The organism is Acidovorax sp. GW458-11-26-14-TSB4 (genome assembly GCF_059423865.1).
In genome coordinates, this window is the sequence record NZ_JBWKYR010000001.1 from 1,260,507 (window position 1) to 1,279,070 (window position 18,564).

At 66.9% G+C, this 18,564-nt stretch carries 16 protein-coding genes; 14 read left to right on the forward strand and 2 right to left on the reverse strand.

Translation table 11 applies throughout. From position 1 onward, the window contains the following. Positions 1-105 precede the first annotated feature (105 nt). From dapF to AC07X5_RS06025, 3 genes are read left to right on the forward strand one after another with little or no spacing between them, the layout of a single operon-like run. Complete coding sequence (gene dapF / locus AC07X5_RS06015; RefSeq protein ID WP_494769388.1) at positions 106-984, forward strand: diaminopimelate epimerase; 879 nt, start codon at positions 106-108, stop codon at positions 982-984. Continuing rightward, positions 981-1,679, forward strand: a complete 699-nt coding sequence (locus AC07X5_RS06020) for a DUF484 family protein (RefSeq protein ID WP_494769389.1) — start codon at positions 981-983, stop codon at positions 1,677-1,679. Before dapF ends, AC07X5_RS06020 begins: the two co-directional genes overlap by 4 nt. A gap of 22 nt (positions 1,680-1,701) precedes the next feature. Continuing rightward, on the forward strand, positions 1,702-2,700 hold the full coding sequence (locus tag AC07X5_RS06025) for a tyrosine recombinase XerC (RefSeq protein ID WP_494769390.1): 999 nt from the start codon (positions 1,702-1,704) through the stop codon (positions 2,698-2,700). Between the two features lie 9 nt (positions 2,701-2,709). Here the strand turns inward: AC07X5_RS06025 and AC07X5_RS06030 are convergent, their stop codons facing one another. After that, positions 2,710-5,067 carry a putative bifunctional diguanylate cyclase/phosphodiesterase gene (locus AC07X5_RS06030; protein WP_494769391.1) on the reverse strand — a complete coding sequence of 786 codons (2,358 nt, stop codon included), beginning with the start codon at positions 5,065-5,067 and terminating at the stop codon, positions 2,710-2,712. Positions 5,068-5,310: 243 nt separating this feature from the next. Here AC07X5_RS06030 and lepB point away from each other — a divergent pair, with 243 nt between their 5' ends. Both lepB and AC07X5_RS06040 read left to right on the forward strand, forming a co-directional pair. Continuing rightward, a complete protein-coding gene (gene lepB, locus AC07X5_RS06035; protein ID WP_494769392.1) occupies positions 5,311-5,976 on the forward strand; it encodes a signal peptidase I in 666 nt (221 codons plus the stop codon). Positions 5,977-6,013: 37 nt separating this feature from the next. Further along, on the forward strand, positions 6,014-7,249 hold the full coding sequence (locus AC07X5_RS06040; RefSeq protein ID WP_494769393.1) for a class I SAM-dependent rRNA methyltransferase: 1,236 nt from the start codon (positions 6,014-6,016) through the stop codon (positions 7,247-7,249). Here the strand turns inward: AC07X5_RS06040 and AC07X5_RS06045 are convergent. Next, complete coding sequence (locus AC07X5_RS06045; RefSeq protein ID WP_494769394.1) at positions 7,244-8,602, reverse strand: sensor domain-containing diguanylate cyclase; 1,359 nt, start codon at positions 8,600-8,602, stop codon at positions 7,244-7,246. The two genes, AC07X5_RS06040 and AC07X5_RS06045, sit on opposite strands and share 6 nt — an antisense overlap. Positions 8,603-8,829: 227 nt before the next feature. Between AC07X5_RS06045 and AC07X5_RS06050 the strand changes: the two genes are divergently transcribed. The 9 genes from AC07X5_RS06050 (at position 8,830) to AC07X5_RS06090 (ending at position 18,563) form a co-directional block, all read left to right on the forward strand. Continuing rightward, a complete protein-coding gene (locus AC07X5_RS06050; RefSeq protein ID WP_409958623.1) occupies positions 8,830-9,900 on the forward strand; it encodes a CobW family GTP-binding protein in 1,071 nt (356 codons plus the stop codon). A 214-nt stretch (positions 9,901-10,114) separates the two neighbouring features. After that, positions 10,115-10,900: an RNA polymerase-binding protein DksA gene (gene dksA, locus AC07X5_RS06055; protein WP_409958649.1), complete on the forward strand. Its 786-nt coding sequence runs from the start codon at positions 10,115-10,117 to the stop codon at positions 10,898-10,900. A gap of 50 nt (positions 10,901-10,950) precedes the next feature. Next, on the forward strand, positions 10,951-12,681 hold the full coding sequence (locus AC07X5_RS06060; protein WP_494769395.1) for an STAS domain-containing protein: 1,731 nt from the start codon (positions 10,951-10,953) through the stop codon (positions 12,679-12,681). Between the two features lie 198 nt (positions 12,682-12,879). Beyond that, complete coding sequence (hslV, locus tag AC07X5_RS06065; RefSeq protein ID WP_494769396.1) at positions 12,880-13,443, forward strand: ATP-dependent protease subunit HslV; 564 nt, start codon at positions 12,880-12,882, stop codon at positions 13,441-13,443. Between the two features lie 100 nt (positions 13,444-13,543). Then, on the forward strand, positions 13,544-14,872 hold the full coding sequence (gene hslU / locus AC07X5_RS06070) for an ATP-dependent protease ATPase subunit HslU (RefSeq protein ID WP_494769397.1): 1,329 nt from the start codon (positions 13,544-13,546) through the stop codon (positions 14,870-14,872). A 252-nt stretch (positions 14,873-15,124) separates the two neighbouring features. Then, entirely contained in the window at positions 15,125-15,553 is a 429-nt protein-coding gene (mraZ, locus tag AC07X5_RS06075) for a division/cell wall cluster transcriptional repressor MraZ (RefSeq protein ID WP_409958631.1), read from the forward strand. A gap of 9 nt (positions 15,554-15,562) precedes the next feature. Further along, positions 15,563-16,492, forward strand: coding sequence for a 16S rRNA (cytosine(1402)-N(4))-methyltransferase RsmH (gene rsmH, locus AC07X5_RS06080; protein ID WP_409958633.1), 930 nt, complete (start codon positions 15,563-15,565; stop codon positions 16,490-16,492). Further along, a complete protein-coding gene (gene ftsL, locus AC07X5_RS06085; RefSeq protein ID WP_409958635.1) occupies positions 16,489-16,821 on the forward strand; it encodes a cell division protein FtsL in 333 nt (110 codons plus the stop codon). Before rsmH ends, ftsL begins: the two co-directional genes overlap by 4 nt. Then, positions 16,818-18,563, forward strand: a complete 1,746-nt coding sequence (locus tag AC07X5_RS06090; protein WP_494769398.1) for a peptidoglycan D,D-transpeptidase FtsI family protein — start codon at positions 16,818-16,820, stop codon at positions 18,561-18,563. The genes ftsL and AC07X5_RS06090 overlap by 4 nt, the downstream gene beginning before the upstream one ends. The last annotated feature ends 1 nt before the right edge of the window (position 18,564 follow it).

The following is an 18,564-nucleotide window of genomic DNA, read 5'->3' on the forward strand; positions in this document are numbered from 1 at the left end:
AAACGGGCCCAAGCCTAAACGGCTTGGCCGCCCCGTGCCGGATGGGGGTATTGTCATTGCCATGGCGTCTGGCAAGGCGGCCCCGCCACCGACGATAATCCGGGCATGAAGATCCACTTCACCAAAATGCAGGGGGCGGGCAACGACTTCGTCGTGCTCGACGAGACCCGTGCGCGGCTGAACCTCACGGCCGGCCAGTACCGCTACCTGGCAGACCGCCACTTCGGCGTGGGCGCCGACCAGATCCTCACCGTGCGGCCCTCGCCGGCCGAAGGCATCGATTTCGAATATGTGATCCACAACGCCGATGGCGGTGAGGTGGGCCAGTGCGGCAATGGCTCGCGCTGCTTCGCGCGCTATGTGCGCGACAAGGGCCTGACCGACAAGGACACCATCCGCGTGCAGACCCTGAGCGGCGTGCTTTCGCCAAAGCTCAATGCCGATGGCCGTGTCACCGTGGACATGGGCGTGCCCGTGCTCGACGAGCCGCACGTGCCCTTCGACACCACGGCGCTCACCGCCACGGCGCAAGGACAGGGCCGCACCTGGCCGCTGTCGTTCGACGTGCAGGGCATCCCCGTCACCGTGCCGGTGGCCGTGGTCTCCATGGGCAATCCGCATGCGGTGCAACTGGTGGACAACGTGGACACCGCTCCGGTGCTGTCCTGGGGCCCGCTGATCGAGAGCCACGTGCGTTTTCCGGAGCGCGTGAACGCCGGCTTCATGCAGATCGTCAACCGCGGCCATGTGCGCCTGCGCGTGTTCGAGCGCGGCACGGGCGAGACCCTGGCCTGCGGCTCGGGCGCCTGCGCGGCCGTGGCCGCCGGCATTCGCCTGGGACTGCTCGACAGCGAAGTGCATGTGGACATGCACGGCGGGCGCCTGACCATTGCCTGGAGCGGCAAGGACACCGATTCCCTTTTCATGACCGGCCCGGCCACCACCGTATTCGAAGGCCAGATCGACATTCCGGACGCAGCATGACCCACCCCAGCACCCATATTCCGCCCATCACCGAAGACGACATCGCCCGCTTCCTGGAGAATACGCCCGGCTTTTTCGAGCGCCATGCCGAGGTGCTGGCCAGCGTGCAGATCACCAGCCCCCATGGCGCCCGCGCCGTGAGCCTGCAGGAGCGCCAGGCAGAGATGCTGCGCGAGAAGATCAAGGGCCTGGAGCACCGCGTGATGGACATGGTGCGCAACAGCGGCGAGAACACCGGCATTGCGGCCAAGGTGCACCAGTGGACAAGCGCGCTGTTGCAGGTCAAGGAGCCGTTCGACCTGCCCGAGGCGGTGGTGGAAGGCATCCGCACCCTGTTCGACGTGCCCCAGGCCACCGTGCGCGTCTGGGATGTGGCAGGCCCCTATGTGGATGCCGATTTCGCCCAGGGCGCAAGCGAGGACGCGCGGGCCTTCGCCTCGTCGCTGACCATGCCCTTCTGCGGCCCCAACCTGGGCTTCGAGCCCGCTGGCTGGCTCGATGCGCCGGACGGCGTGCAGGCCCAGTCGCTGGCCCTGCTGCCGCTGCGCCAGGGCGCGATCGACAGCGCCACGCCGGCCTTCGGCCTGCTGGTGCTGGGCTCGCACGACCCGCAGCGCTTCGATGCCACCATGGGCACCGATTTTCTCTCGCGCATTGCCGAGTTGGCCAGCTCGGCGCTGGTGCGCCTGCGCTGAGCCGCCCGGCGGACGAGTTCTCGTGACCACCGCCGCATCTGACCTCCCTGAGTCCGGCACGCCGGCGCCGGACCCACTGGTGCAGCGCTACCTGGAACATGTGCGCGTGGAAAAGCGCCTGGCGGGGCGCACGCTCACGCTCTACACGCTGGACCTGGAAAAGCTCGCGCAGTTCGCCGCCGGCGTGGGCGTGCCCCTGCTGCAATTGCAGACGGCGCACATCCGCCGTTTCGTCGCGCAGATGCACAGCGGCGGGCGCAGCGGGCGCGGCATCGCGCTCATCCTCTCCGGCTGGCGCGGCTTTTTCACCTGGGCCGGGCGCCAGGGCCTGGTGCCGCACAACCCGGTGCAGGACGTGCGTGCCCCCAAGGCGCCCAAGCCCCTGCCCAAGGCCCTGGGCGTGGACGATGCCGTGCGCCTGGCCGAATTCGACAACACCGGCGCCGACCCCTGGCTGGAAGCGCGCGACGCCGCGATGGTGGAGCTGCTCTACGGCTGCGGCCTGCGTGTTGGCGAACTCGCGGGGCTCGATGCCGTGGCCAGTGCCGACACCGCGCGCCAGGGCCGTGGTTGGATCGACCTGCAGGCGGGCGAGGCCCATGTCTTCGGCAAGGGCAGCAAGCGGCGCAGTGTGCCGGTGGGCCAATCCGCCACCGAGGCGCTCAAGGCCTGGCTGGCGTTGCGCGCCAGCCCGTTCGGTGGCGCGGGCTCGGCGCGCCTGGATGCCGCGCTGTTCGTCGGTCAGCGCGGCGCGCGGCTCACGGCGCAGTCCATCTGGCTGCGCCTGCGCCAGCGCAGCCAGATGGCCGGGCTGAGCACGCCGGTGCATCCGCACATGCTGCGCCACTCGTTCGCCAGCCACCTGCTGCAGTCCAGTGGCGACCTGCGCGCCGTGCAGGAACTGCTCGGCCACGCCAACATCACCACCACCCAGGTCTATACGCGCCTGGACTTCCAGCACCTGGCGAAGGTGTACGACGCCGCCCACCCCAGGGCACGCCGCAAGCCTGGCGCCGAATGAGGCGAGGGGTCAGGAGATGGCCGCCGGCTGGGCGGCGATGAAGGCCGTCACCGCCGCCAGGTCCAGCGGCCGGGCAAAGTAGAAGCCCTGGCCCGTCACGCAGCCCAGGCTCTGCAGCAACTGGGCCTGCTCGGCGGTCTCGATGCCTTCGGCCGTGGTCTCCATGTGCAGCGCCTGCGCCAGCTCGATCACCGAATGCACGATGGCCTCCGACTCGGGGCTGCCCTCGATGGGGGCGATGAAGGAACGGTCGATCTTGAGCCGGTCGAACGGAAAGCTGCGCAGGTAGGCCAGCGAGGAATAGCCGGTGCCGAAGTCGTCCAGCGCGATGCGCACCCCTGCATGGCGCAGCCGGTGCAGCGTGGCCACTACGTCGTCGGTGTCCTGCAGGAACACCGACTCGGTGATCTCCAGCTCCAGCCGCCCCGGGGGCAGGCCGCAGCGCTCCACCACGGCGAGGATCTTGTCGGCCAGCAGCGCATCGTCGAATTGGCACACCGACAGGTTGACCGACATCACCAGGTCGCCCGGCAGCTGGCGCGCGGCCTGGCAGGCACGCTCAAGCACCCACAGGCCGATGTCGCGGATCAGGCCCGCTTCCTCGGCCACCGGGATGAACTCCACCGGCGACACGCTGCCAAAGCGCGCGCTGTTCCAGCGCAACAGGGCTTCCAGCCCCGCGATGCGGCCCGAGGCCAGATGCCACTGGGGTTGGAAGGCCAGTTGCAGCTCGCCCTGGGCCAGGGCGGTGCGCAGGCCGTCCTCAAGCGCAATGCGCCGGTGGGCGCGCTGGTCCATCTCGATGGAAAAGAACTGCACCTGCCCGCGCCCGCGCTGCTTGGCCTCGTACAGCGCCAGGTCGGCATGGTGCAGCAGGGCGTCCACGTGGCTGCCGTCGTGCGGCAGGAAGGCGACGCCGATGCTCAGGTGCGGTGTGATGGCCAGGCCCGAGAGGTCGCAGGGCTGCTCGATGGCACCCACCAGGCGGTCGCAGAACAGCTGCACCTCGGCGCGCGTGCTGGCGCCGTCGAGCAGGATGGCGAACTCGTCGCCGCCCAGCCGGGCCACCAGGTCGCGGCTGCGCACCTGCTGGGCCATGCGCTGCGCCACGGTCTTGAGCAGCAGGTCGCCATTGCCGTGGCCGTAGGCGTCGTTCACGCGCTTGAAGTTGTCCATGTCCAGGCACAGCAGGGCCGCCGCACCGGCACCCGCGCCGTCCAGCGCGCAATGCTGCTGCAGGCGGTGCTGGAAGTGGCGCCGGTTGGCCAGCCCGGTCAGCACGTCGAAATGCGCCAGGCGGTGCATCTCGTCCTCGGCATGCTTCTTGTGGGTGATGTCCACGCCCACGCCGCGCCAGTCCTGCCGCGTGTGGTCCAGGTGCCAGATCGGCTTGGCCGTGAGCGCCCACCAGCGCAACTGGCCGCCGATCACCAGCGGCACCAGCAGGTCGCGGAACGGCTGCGCTCCCTGCAGGGCCACCTGCAGCGCCTGCAGGTGGCTGGCCGGGTCCACGCCATGGGTGGCGCCCTGGTGGGTGCGGGCGATCAGCTCCACCAGGCCCAGCTCGGGGTCGTCCTGGCGGCTGTAGCGCAGGGCCTGGTCCAGGCGATTGGAAGAATGGCGCAGCGTGCCTTCGCTGGAAACCTCCCAGAGGAAGTCGCTGGTGTTCTCCTCGAAGTCGCGCAGCAGCAGGCCCACGATCTGCTGCTGGTGGGCGGCATCGGCCTCGGCCGCCAGGCGTGAACCGTAGGATCGCGCCATCACGCGCACCGATGCGATCACCACCAGGCCATAGGTCACCAGCAGCACCAGCAGGGTCACCGTGCCTGGCTGGTCCGCCGCCCGTGCCAGCCCCACAGCCGAGCCCCCTGCAAGCAGCAGCACATAGCTCAAGGCGGCCTCGGGCACCGTCACCAGTGCGAATCCGCCCGCGCAGATCATTCCGCAGCTGATCGCCAGGATCATCATCTGGTCCGGAGCTGGCGCCGCAGCGAAGAGTGCCGCCGGTATGGCGCCCCACAGCAGGCCCAGAGCGCCCGCATGCCGGGCTGCGCGCCGGATGGCCTTCTTCGACGCCAGCAGGCGCGGAGGGCGCCGGCGCGCACGCTGCCAGGCGCGCAGCCCCTGTGCGGCCACGAACAGCAGGGCCAGCATCCAGGCCCAGAGCCAGGACGGTACTGTCGCCAGGCGCCAGGCGATGAAGCACCCGTTGAAGAGGTTGACGGCCATGGCCAGCGGGGTCAGGCGCAGCATGGCCTGCAACTGCTGGGCGCGAAAGCTCGCAGCCAACGGTTCATCCGCCTCGTAGGGGGTCAGCCATTGCTGCACGCGCGCGGGCAGCAGCGATAGGGCGCGGAGTTCTGCCATGCAATCGGTTTGGTCGGGGGCAGCGGCCGCAGGCGCCTGCGGTGGCGCGGCGGGCTGCGTCATCACACATCCAAGGGGTGGCGGAACACACATTCTTGCCGAGTCCATTGTGCACCGGTATGGCAGCACATGCGCACGGGTAATACCTGAGGGGAAGGGAACCTTTGGCTGCTGGCTGACTCCGAAGGGGCGGCAGCGCCATGGCGCTGTCCCCGACCCCGGAACCACAGGAGGAGCAGAGCAATGGGACGCTGGATCAAGGCCAACAAGGGATTTCTGGTGCTGTTGATGTGCTTCGGCCTGTTCCGCACGGCGGTGGCGGACTGGAACCCCATTCCCTCGGGATCGATGCGGCCCAACCTGGTCGAGGGCGACGTGGTGTTCGTCAACCGCCTGGCCTACAACGTGAAGATTCCGCTCACCGACGTGGTGCTGGCCCAATTGGGCGAGCCGCAGCGTGGCGACGTGGTGACCTTCTCTTCGCCGCTCGACGGCACGCGCCTCATCAAGCGCCTGGTGGCCGTGCCCGGCGACACGGTGGAGATGCGCGACGAAGTGCTCATCATCAACGGCGAGGCCGCCCGCTACGGCACGCCGCAGGCGCTGCAGGAGGCGGTGGGCCTGGGCCGCACTGTCGATGCCACCCGGCTGACGGAGCAGATCCAGGGCCACGAGCGGCGGGTGCAGTGGCTGCATGGCGTGACGGCGCGCAGCAGTTTCGCTCCCGTGACTGTGCCCGAAGGCGAGTACCTGGTGCTGGGCGACAACCGGGACAACAGCGCCGATTCGCGCTACATCGGCCTGGTGCCGCGCCACCTGCTGATCGGCCGGGCGCTGGGCGTGCTGGTATCGGCCGACACCGACCGCTACTTCATGCCGCGCTTCGAGCGCTTCGGCCAGAAGCTGTAATCCAGAGGCCGGCGCCAACGGCGCGACAATCGGGGTCATGAAAACCCTTCGCCTTCGCCCTGGCAAGGAGCGCTCGCTCCTGCGCCGCCACCCCTGGATCTTCGAGTCGGCCATCGCCAAGGGCGGTGGCGACAGCGGCGAGACGGTGCGCGTCGAATCGCACGAGGGCCAGTTCCTGGCCTGGGCCGCATTCAGCCCGAGCTCGCGCATCCGCGCCCGGGTGTGGAGCTTCGACGAGGCGCAGCGCATCGATGCGCCCTTCTTCATTGCCGCCTGCGCACGCGCCATCATTGCCCGTGCACGTTTTGACGTGCAGAGCGACGGGGTGCGCCTGGTGCATGGCGAGTCCGATGGCCTGCCCGGCCTGATCGTGGACCGCTATGGCGACACCCTGGTCGCGCAGTTCACCAGCGCTGGGACCGAGCGCTGGAAGAGCGTCATCGCCGATGCCCTGCTGCGCGAGACCGGCCTGACCCGGCTCTACGAGCGCTCGGATGCCAGCGTGCGCGCACTGGAGGGCCTGGAGCCGGCCACCGGCTGGCTGCGCGGCGGGCCGGTGGCCGGCGCCGAGGCGCCGCCCGTGGAACTGACCATCCATGAGCACCAGTGGCAGCTCACGCTGAACATCGCCGAAGGCCACAAGACCGGCTTCTACCTGGACCAGCGCGACAGCCGCAAGCGCTTTGCCGATTACGCGCGCCGCCTGGGCTTCCAGCATGTGCTCAACTGCTTTTGCTACACCGGTGGCTTCAGCGTGGCCGCGCTGGCGGGCATGCGCGCGGCCGAGGCGGCGGGCGGCCCGGGCGGCGGGCAGGTGATCTCCATCGACTCCTCGGGGCCGGCACTGGAGCGGGCCCGGGCGCACGTGGCGCTCAATGGCTTCGACGTGAACCGCGCGCGTTTTCTCGATGCGGACGTGAATGCCTCGCTGCGCCAGTTCCAGAAGGAAGGCCAGCGCTTCGACGCCATCATCCTGGACCCGCCCAAGTTTGCGCCCACCGCGGCGCATGCCGAACGCGCCGCGCGCGCCTACAAGGACATCAACCGCCTGGCACTGCAGTTGCTCACCCCGGGCGGCGTGCTGTTCACCTTCTCGTGCTCGGGCGGCATCAGCGCCGACCTGTTCCACAAGATCGTGGCCTCGGCGGGTGCCGATGCGGGGGTGGATGGCTACATCGTCGAGCGCCTGGCGGGGGCTCCCGACCACCCGATGACGCTGGAGTTTCCCGAAGGCGAATACCTCAAGGGACTGGTGGTGATGCGCAAGTCATGAGGCAGCGTCCGCGGGGCGGTGGTGTATCTCCACCCGGGCGCGGCCATTGCGCTTGGCGGCATAGCAGGCAATGTCCGCGTCGCGCAGCAGGCCCTCCATGTCCTGCGTGCCGCTGAAGATGCGCACGCCGACGCTGGCGCCAATGCGAAAACCCTGCCCATGGGCGTTGAATTCCTGGGTCCCCACGGCCTGGACCACCTTGGTGCCCACGGCATGGGCCTGCGCGGCGTCGCAGTGGCCGAGCATGACCACGAACTCGTCGCCACCCAGGCGCACCACGGTATCGCCCGTGCGTACCGAGCCGCGCAGCAGTCCTGCCACCTGGCGCAGCACCTCGTCTCCCGCGGCGTGGCCTGCCATGTCGTTCACGGACTTGAAGCCATCGAGGTCGATGAACAGCAGGCCGTGCGTGCCCGGGTTGCTGGCCAGGTCCCGCAGCTGTGCCTGCAGCGCACGGCGGTTGTGCAGGCCGGTGAGCGCGTCGTGGTGCGTTTCGTCGCGCAACTGGTCGGTCAGCATGCGCAGCTCCTGCTCGCGCTCCCGGGCGTGGCGCTCGGCTTGCAGCAGGCGCAGTTCCTGCCGCTTGGAGGGGCTGATGTCGGAGTGGAAGGCGTAGGTCTGCCCGCCCATGGTGCGGTTCATGGTGACCCGCATCCAGCGCTGCCCCGGCAGGGGCACCTCGAACGGAGCCCCCGCGAACACGGAGCCATCGAACAGCGCCGCGCTGAGGTCCTGGTTGCTGCGGGCCTGCGCGCGCGGCACGCCCGATTCGTCCCACAGGTCCAGGACCAGGTCGGCAAAGGTCCGGCCGGCCACTGCGGCCTTGGTGGCAAAGCCGTACATGGTGATGAAGCGGTCGTTGGCATAGAGGATGCGTTCCTGGGCATCCAGAAGTACCGCGCCGTCTCCCACGTCTTCCAGCATCTGCATCGCGTCGGGTGATTGCAGGTCGCGCATCAGCGCGTCCGGTGGCCGCTCGTCGTGCTGCCAGGCCTCGGCGGTTGACAGGTTGAGCCAGACCCGCACGCGGTGCCCGTCCGGTTGCGCCAGCGACGACACCCGCAGCCAGCGGCCCCGGTGCTGGAAGACATAGGGCCGGGTCTGGTTGCGGTTGCGCTGGATGCCGTCGGCGATGTAGCGGTCGATGTGCACCATGTCCTCGGGGGACAGGCGCCCGCGGTAAAAGCGGCGCAGGTTGTCGCCATAGTGCTCACCGGCATGCAGGTGGCCATCGTGTTCCGGGAAGAAGCGCAGGAAGGAGGTGTTCCACAGCACGGAACGGTCATCCGCATCGAAGACGCACATGGCGAGGCCCAGGCTGTCGAGCAAGGTGGCGGCCAGTCGGTAATCCATGGAGCGGCACAATTTCGGAACGGGACGGTCTGCAAGCCATCCTAACGCAACAGACTTACATCAGTATCCGCTTTGTATGCTGCAGAATGCATAGCTTAGAAGCCATGTATGACAATGATTCTGCCGCAAAACGGAGGGTGCATGGGCACTTCTCGCGCACAGCGCAGCCTTGATTTCGCCGCTAAACTCCCCCACGTTTTTCCATTCTGCCCACCATAGGCCCTTCCATGTCCCTCATTCCTGCCACCATCCTCACCGGCTTCCTGGGTTCGGGCAAGACCACCCTGCTCAAGCGCCTGCTCAGCGAAGCCCATGGTCAGAAGATCGCCGTGATCGAAAACGAGTTCGGCGAGGAGAACATCGACAACGACATCCTGGTGACCGAGTCCAAGGAGCAGATCGTGCAGATGAGCAATGGCTGCATTTGCTGCACCATCCGCGAAGACCTGCGCGAGACGCTGCAATTGCTGGCTGCCAAGAAGCGCAAAGGCCTGCTCGACTTCGACCGCATCGTGATCGAGACCACGGGCCTGGCCGACCCCGGCCCCGTGGCGCAGACCTTTTTCATGGACGAGGAGATCGCCGAGACCTACCTGATCGACTCCATCGTCACGCTGGTGGATGCCAAGCACGCGCCCCAGCAGCTCAACGACCGCCAGGAGGCGCGACGCCAGGTGGGCTTTGCCGACCAGATCTTCCTGTCCAAGACCGACCTGGTGAGCGCCGAGGAGACCGACGCGCTGATCCACCGCTTGAAGCACATGAACCCGCGCGCGCCCATCAAGGCGGTGCATTTCGGAGAGGTGCCGCTCAAGGAGGTGCTGGACCTGCGCGGCTTCAACCTCAATGCCAAGCTCGACATCGACCCCGACTTCCTCAAGGAAGAGGGCGGGCACGACCACCACGACCATGGCCATGACCACCATGACCATGAACATGGCGAGCACTGCGACCACCCCTCGCACCAGCATGGCGGCCACGGCCACCACCATCACCATGACGACGACGTCAAGAGCTTCGTCTTCCGTTCCACGCGCCCCTTCGATCCGGCCAAGCTCGAAGACTTCCTGGGCGCCATCGTGAATATCTACGGGCCGCGCATGCTGCGCTACAAGGGGGTGCTCTACATGAAGGGCACCGAGCGCAAGGTGATCTTCCAGGGCGTGCACCAGCTCATGGGCAGTGATTTGGGGCCGCAGTGGGCCGAGGGGGAGGAGCGCCTGAGCAAGATGGTCTTCATCGGCATCGACCTGCCCAAGGACATTCTCCTGCAAGGCCTGGAACAGAGCCTGGCCTGACGGGCCCGGGGCCGGATTGTCAAAGAATGTCCCGGGCCTGATTTCTCTCGAAGTTCGGCGAGATGGATGGCAAGATGTGTCGTATCCGCAACGTTTTCGTTTGCGTCAGCCCAGGTCGATACAATCGCGCCCCGGTAAAACCCCGGAAGGCTTGCCATCCACCCTTGGCTGCCAGCGCAGCCTGGGTCCGCCCGTACTGCGAGGAGACCAGGAAGTGAAAGCCGAAACCAGCAAATCCAAGGCGGCTGCGAAAGCAGCTCCGAGCGCGGGTAAAAGCGCTGCCGTCCCAGCGGCAGCCAAAGCTGCTGCAAAGGCTCCTGCCAAGGCTGCTCCCAAGGTGACAGCCGCCCCGGTGCCCGTCGCCCCCGCCCCTGACCCGCAGGCGGGATCCCATGTACCCGTGCGCACGACCCGGCCTTCTTCCCGATTGGCCCAATTGACCGTACCATCCATGGCACAGGCAACGGCTTCCACCGCTGCCAAAGCCAGCTACCAACAGACCATGCCCACGACCGCGCAAGTGCATCCCACTTTCACTGCTGCCAAAAAAGACCCCAAGCTGGCCAACAACTGGAAAGCCAAGACGGCCCAGGAACTGACCGACGCGGAAGTCCTGGCCATGCCTGACAGCGAATACATGAACGACAAGCAGATGGCGTTCTTTCGCCTGAAGCTGGTCCAGCTCAAGCAGGACATCCACAACAGTGCCGGTGAGACCACCGAGCACCTGCGTGAAGACACCGTGGTGGTGCCGGACCCTGCCGACCGCGCCACCATCGAGGAAGAGCACGCTCTGGAGCTGCGCACGCGCGACCGCGAGCGCAAGCTGCTCAAGAAGATCGAGCAGTCCATCGCCCGCATCGATGCAGGCGACTACGGCTACTGCGACGAGACCGGCGAGCCCATCGGTGTCGGCCGCCTGATCGCCCGTCCCACGGCCACGCTGTCGCTTGAGGCGCAGCAGCGCCGCGAACTCAAACAGAAAATGTTTGGGGACTGAAGTCCTTCTTGCCTGAGCACTTTGCGCACGACCCCTCTCTCGCCTATCCCATGAGCAAGGAAGAAACCACGCCCGGCGGCCTGCTGTCCAAGATGGTGCGGTTTGTGCGCAACCCGACGACGAACTGGACCGAGCTCGACTCGCTCCAGGACGACCGGGAGAGCCAGTACAGCAAGCAGATGCTCAAGGAGATGATCGAGCGCAAGCGCCGCAACGATTTCGTGCGGCGCCGCGAGTTCGATCAGTTGCGCAAGCTGCGCCAGCGCGAAGTGCTGCAAGGCCAACGCACCGAGGATCCCACCGCACGCCCTTCGTTCTTCCAGAGCAGCATGGCCTCGCCCGACGAGCGCGCCGTGACGCTCAAGAAGATCGACGAGATCGAGGCGCAGATGTCGCAGCAGTGGTGGAAGAGCAAGGCCAATGGCGACGCTCCCACCCAGCCGGCGGATTTCCGCGGCGAGGACGAAGCCGCTGCACGCGCCTTCGCCCCCACGGCACCCGTCAGCCTGGCGGCGCCCATCAGTGCGGCTCCGGCGGCGGTCAAGCCTCTTTTTGATGACGACAGCATGGCGATCGGCCAGTTTGGCGGCACCGATGCGACCATGCGGGGAGAGCCGCTGCAACAGGCCACCGAACTGGCCTCGTTTGAGCCGAGCACCACACCACCAACGCCCGAAACCGCATCCGAACCGGAGGAATTCGTGCACGAACCCGACCTCGAAGAAGCCGCCATCCGCTTCGCCAACGGCGATCACGCAGGGGCGGAGTCCGGCTTGCTCGACGTGCTCGCACAGCACCAGCAGGACGACCCGGCGCAGCAGCTGGAAATCTGGATGACGCTGTTCGACCTGTACCGCGCTACGGGACAGCATGACCGCTTCGACACCCTGGCCATCGACTTTGCCGCCGGCTTCAGCCGCTCGGCCCCCCTGTGGTTCTCCATGCCCGAGCAGCTCGGCCTGGTGCAGGAACAGGAGCCCAAGGCGGGTGCGGCCCGCCGTGACTTCAGCTGGAACGCGCCGGCCCGCCTGACCGTCTCTTCCGTGGCCGCGCTGCAGGCCTCGATCGAGCGCTCGGCCTCGCCTTGGAGCCTGGCCTGGACACGCATCTCGGGCATCGACGATGCCGCAGTGCCCTTGCTGGCCGATCTGTTCACCAAGTGGGCCGACCGGCCGGGCCAGTTCGTGTTCTCGGGTGTGGACCGGCTCACCACGCTGATGGAGATCATGACCCAGTCGGGCGACCGGGCGTCGGGTCCCGAGTGGTGGCGCCTGCGCATGGCCGCGCTGCGCCTGATGGGCCGGCCGGACGAGTTCGAGCTGGTGGCGCTCGACTACTGCGTGACCTACGAAGTCTCTCCACCCTCCTGGATTGCGCCCAAGATGGGCTATTCGGACGATGCCACGGCGGCCAGCAGCAGCCAGGCGGCGACGCCCGCCGAACGCGACATGCTGGCCTCGGATTTCGGCCTGGACGCGTCCGCTCCCGCTGCACCCGATGCCACACCTGCGGCATCGCTCAGCGGCCACATCGATGGCGATGCCACACCACTGCTGGAGCCCCTGCAGGCGCTGATGCGCCCCGGGGTGCCGCTCGTGGTGTCCTGCGACAGGCTGATCCGCGTCGACTTTGCCGCAGCCGGCTCAGTCCTCAACTGGGCGGCAGAGCAGCAGGGCCAGGGCCGCGAAGTGCATTTCCACAACCTGCAGCGCCTGGTGGCCATCTTCTTCAACGTGATCGGCATCAACGAGCACGCCTGGGTCCTGCCCCGCAAGAACTAAGCACCCCCTGAGTCGCTTCGCGCCTTCCCTCTCTCTCGACTCGCTGCACGACTCGGGAGGGGGACACCCCCAGCACGGCGGGGCGGCCCTTGCGCAGGAGCGCTGGCCTCAGACAGCGCCAGTTTCAAGGGGCGTATGCGGTGGCCTGGACTCCGTGTTGACTTGAAAGCAGGCTCGGCGACCCCATCTGCGGCAGCTATGGACTCCTCTGAAAACAACCCGGTGTTTCACGGCACCACCATCCTGAGCGTGCGCCGCCAGACCCCTGCCGGCGTGCAGGTCGCCATCGGCGGCGATGGCCAGGTCACCCTGGGCAATATCGTCGTCAAGGGTTCGGCCCGCAAGGTGCGCAAGCTGCACCATGGCAAGGTGCTGGCCGGCTTTGCCGGGGCCACGGCCGATGCCTTCACCTTGTTCGAGCGCTTCGAGTCCAAGCTGGACAAGCACCAGGGCCATCTGGTGCGTGCAGCCATCGAGCTGACCAAGGACTGGCGCACCGACCGCGTGCTGCGCCGCCTCGAAGCCATGCTGGCCGTGGCCGACCTGGAGGCCTCGCTGATCATCACCGGCAATGGCGACGTGCTGGAGCCCGAGCAGGGCATCGTGGCTATCGGTTCGGGCGGAGCCTACGCCCACTCGGCCGCCAAGGCATTGCTCAATCACACCGATCTGCCGGCGCAGGAGATCGTCAAGAAATCCCTCGAAATCGCGGGTGAGCTGTGCATCTACACGAACATGCACCACACCATCGAAACACTCTGAGTGCCCGGCCCGGCGCAACGGCTCCGGGTCGTCCTTTTCATGGCGCCGGCCGCAGTGTGCTGCGGCGGCCGGTCCCTCCCTTGCTACCAGGCGGATCCCCATGTCGTCCATGACCCCCCAAGAAATCGTCTCCGAACTCGACCACCACATCGTCGGCCAGGCCGGCGCCAAGCGCGCCGTGGCCATCGCGCTGCGCAACCGCTGGCGCCGCCAGCAGGTCCAGGGCACGCTGCGCCACGAGATCACGCCCAAGAACATCCTCATGATCGGCCCCACGGGCGTGGGCAAGACCGAGATCGCGCGGCGCCTGGCGCGCCTTGCCGATGCCCCGTTCATCAAGGTCGAGGCCACCAAGTTCACCGAGGTGGGCTATGTGGGCAAGGACGTGGATTCCATCATCCGCGACCTGGCTGAGATCGCGGTGAAGCAGACGCGCGATGCCGAAACCCGCAAGGTGCGTACGCGTGCCGAAGATGCGGCCGAAGAGCGCATCCTGGATGTGTTGATTCCTGTGGCCCGCTCGGCCGCCGGCAGTGAGCCCCCTGCTGCTGATAGCACCGCGCGCCAGGTGTTCCGCAAGAAGCTGCGCGAGGGCGCGCTCGACGACAAGGAAATCGAGATCGACGTGGCCGAAAGCCGGCCGGCGCTGGAGATCATGGGTCCCTCGGGTATGGAGGAGATGACCGAGCAACTGCGCGGCATGTTCAGCCAGATGGGCCAGGACAAGCGGCGCACGCGCAAGCTCAAGATTGCCGAGGCGCTCAAGCTGCTCATCGAGGAAGAAGCGGCGAAGCTCGTCAACGAGGAAGAGATCAAGACCCGCGCCATCGCCAATGCCGAGCAGAACGGCATCGTCTTCATCGACGAGATCGACAAGGTCGCGGCACGCCAGGAAAGCGGCGGCGCCGAAATCTCGCGCCAGGGCGTGCAGCGCGACCTGCTGCCGCTGGTGGAGGGCACCACCGTGTCCACCAAGTACGGCATGGTCAAGACCGACCACATCCTGTTCATCGCCTCGGGCGCCTTCCACCTGGCCAAGCCCAGCGACCTGATTCCCGAGCTGCAGGGGCGGTTCCCGATCCGGGTGGAACTGGGTTCGCTGTCGGTGCAGGATTTCGAGGCCATCCTGGTGCAGACGCACGCCTCCCTGGTCAAGCAGTACCAGGCGCTGCTGGCGACCGAGGGGGTGACCCTGGAGTTCGCGCCCGAGGGCATCACGCGCCTGGCGCACATCGCCTTCGAGGTCAATGAGCGCACCGAGAACATCGGCGCGCGCCGCCTGTCCACGGTGATGGAACGGCTGCTTGACGAGGTCAGCTTCGATGCAGCACGGCTATCGGGCCAGACCGTGGTGATCGATGCAGCCTATGTCGATGCGCGTCTGCAATCCCTGAGCCGGAACGAGGACCTCTCGCGCTACATCCTGTGACCTTGGATCGCGCCTTTGAGGTATCACTTGCATAGCCCGCGCTAAGTGGTTATCTCTCAAGGACTTTTGCTTGTACGGACTGTTTGAAGTCACGCCTAAGTCCTTGATTTCATTGCAAAAGTTTGTTGTGCACCCCCTTGCTCGGTGTGCTTTTCCTGCTACAGTGCAAAAAAGTGCAATTAAGTGGTGAAAAGTGCCCTCGAAGCCTGAATTCAGGGCGCGAGTGGATTCCAACCGAGTGGGAAATCGTCCGTGTTCCAAGGTGCCTCGTCGCTCAGTCTCGATGCGAAGGGTCGGCTTTCCGTGCCGACCCGGCATCGTGACGTCCTGGCGGCTACGGCAGGCGGGCAACTCACCATCACCAAGCACCCCCACGGCTGCCTCATGGTGTTCCCGCGTCCCGAGTGGGAGAAGTTCCGCGAGCGCATTGCCGAACTGCCCATGTCCGCCCAGTGGTGGAAGCGCATCTTCCTGGGCAACGCCCAGGATGTGGAGATGGACGGCACGGGCCGCGTGCTGGTCGCCCCCGAGCTGCGCGAAGCCGCCGGCATTTCGCGCGAGACCATGCTGCTGGGCATGGGCAACCACTTCGAGCTGTGGGACAAAGCCACCTACGACGAGCAGGAGGCCAAGGCCATGCAGGGCGAGATGCCGGACGTCTTCAAGGACTTCTCTTTCTAAGGGCGCGCGGTGACCGAAGCTTTGCAACACACGACCGTCCTGCTCGAAGAAGCGGTGGACGCGCTGCTGGGCGGCGCGGGCCCCGAGCCGTCCGGCACCTTCGTGGACGCCACCTTCGGGCGCGGCGGGCATTCGCGGCGCATCCTGCTCAGGCTGGGGCCACAGGGGCGCCTTGTGGCATTCGACAAGGACCCCGAAGCCATCGCCGAAGCAACGCGCATCCACGATGCGCGTTTTTCCATTCGGCACGAAGGATTTCGCCACCTCGGCGAACTGCCTGCGGGCAGTGCAGCGGGGGTGCTGATGGACCTCGGGGTGAGCTCGCCCCAGATCGACAGCCCCGAGCGGGGTTTCAGTTTCCGTTTCGATGGTCCGCTGGACATGCGCATGGACACCACGCGCGGCGAAAGCGTGGCCCAGTGGTTGGCAACTGCCGAGGTTCAACAGATTGCGGAGGTGATACGTGACTACGGTGAAGAACGGTTTGCTGGCCCCATTGCAAAGGCGATTGTTGCGTGGCGCCAAGAGCGGGGCCCTCTTGCAACCACCGGTGAACTGGCCAGTCTCGTGGCTGGCGCGGTCAAGACCCGCGAGCCGGGCCAGAACCCTGCAACGCGCACATTTCAGGCTCTTCGGATTTTCATCAACGCCGAGCTTGAAGAGCTGCAACAGGCGCTAGAGGCCAGCCTCTCGGTGCTGCAGCCGGGTGGCCGCCTGGCGGTCATCAGCTTCCATTCGCTCGAAGACCGCATCGTCAAGCAGTTCATTGCCCAGCACTCCAAGGAGGTCTACGACCGGCGAGCGCCCTTTGCCGCGCCCAAGGCCATGAAGCTCGTGGCGCTGGACCGCATCAAGCCCGGAGCAACTGAAGTGGCCGCCAACCCGCGTGCGCGCAGTGCCATCATGCGCGTGGCCGAGCGCACGGAGGTGCCTGCATGACGCGGTTGAACCTGGTGCTGCTGCTGGCGGTACTGGCGAGTGCGCTGTTCCTGGTGCACACCCAGTACCAGTCGCGCCGCCTGTTCACCGAGCTCGACCGGGCCACGGCCGAGGCGCGCCGGCTCGAGACCGAACACCAGCGCCTGCAGGTGGAAAAGCGTGCCCAGGCCACGCCGTTGCGCGTGGAAAAACTCGCGCGTGCACAGCTGCAGATGCGCACGGCCACCCCGGCCATCACCCAGTATGTGTCCGATCCGGCCGGCGTGACTGCCGTGGCCGCGACCTCGCCTTCGGCCGCACCGGCTGCGGCCTCGGGGGCGCAGCCATGAGCCGCAGCGTCCTGTACACCTCCAGCCCGCTGCTGGCCAGCAAGACGCCGGTCTGGCGCAGCAAGTTCATCGTGGCCATGATCGCGCTCGGCTTTCTGGGCCTGGGCGCGCGGGCGGCCTATGTGCAGGTGTTCGGCAACGCGTTCTTCCAGCGCCAGGGCGAGGTGCGCTTTGCGCGCACCCTGGAGATGCCGGCCAACCGCGGCAAGATATTGGACCGCAATGGCCTGATCCTGGCCTCCAGCGTGCCGGCCGCCAGCATCTGGGCCATCCCGGAAGACGTGGAGCAGGACCAGCCCGAGGTCAAGGCCAAGATGAAGCAACTGGCCAAGCTGCTGGAAATGCCGCTGTCCGAGCTCAACGCCAAGCTGGCCGATGAGGACAAGACCTTTGTCTGGATCAAGCGCCAGCTCGACTGGGACGTGGGCCAGCAGATCGCGGCCCTGGGCATCAAGGGCATCTACCAGCGCAAGGAATACAAGCGCCAGTACCCCGAGGGCGAGGCTGCGGCCCACGTGGTGGGTTTCACCAACGTGGAAGACCACGGCCAGGAGGGCATGGAGCTGGCCTTCAACAAGGAGCTGGCCGGCAAGGCGGGCTCGCGTCGCGTCATCAAGGACCGCCTGGGCCGCGTGGTCGAAGGCGTGGGAGAGACCGTGCCGCCCGTGGACGGGCGCGACATGCAGCTGTCCATCGACAGCAAGGTGCAGTTCTTCGCCTACCAGAAGCTGCGCGACCAGGTCACGGCGCACAAGGCCAAGGCCGGCAGCGTGGTGGTGCTCGATGCGCACACCGGTGAGCTGCTGGCCCTGGCCAACTACCCGAGCTATGTGCCCGACAAGCGCCAGAACCTGACCGGCGAGCAGTTGCGCAACCGCGCACTGACCGACGTGTTCGAGCCCGGCTCGACCATGAAGCCCTTCACCATCGGCCTGGCGCTGGAGAGCGGGCGTGTGCGCCCCGAGACACCGGTGGACACCAATCCCGGTCGCATCACGATCACCGGCTCCACGATCTCGGACACGCACAACTACGGCCTGCTCACGGTCGAAGGCGTGATCCAGAAGTCGAGCAACGTGGGCACCACCAAGATCGCCATGCAGATGCCGGCGCGCGAGATGTGGGAGACCTTCTCGGCGGCCGGCTTCGGGCAGAAGCCGCAGATCGGCTTTCCCGGTGTGGTCAGCGGCAAGCTTCGCCCTTACAAGACCTGGCGCCCGGTGGAGCAGGCCACCATGTCCTACGGCTATGGCCTGTCGGCCAGCCTGTTCCAGATGGCGCGTTCGTACACCGTGTTCGCCAATGGCGGCCGCGTGATCCCGGCCACCATGTTCAAGACCGATGAGCCCGCCATCGGTGTGCCCGTGTTCTCCGAACGCACGGCCGACCAGGTGCGCAAGATGCTGCAGATGGCGGCCGGCCCGGGTGGCACCGGCCAGAAGGCCCAGACCCTGGGCTATTCGGTGGGCGGCAAGTCCGGCACGGCGCGCAAGCAGGTGGGCAAGAACTACGCATCGGGCAAGTACCGCGCCTGGTTCACCGGCATGGCGCCCATCGACAAGCCACGCATCATCGTGGCGGTGATGATCGACGAGCCCAGCAACGGCGTTTTCTACGGCGGTGCCGTGGCGGCGCCCGTGTTCAGCGAGGTGGTGCAGCAGACCCTGCGCATGATGGGCGTGCAGCCCGACATGGCCGTCAAGCCCCAGATCGTGGCCAATCCGGTGGAGGAGTCCCTGTGAC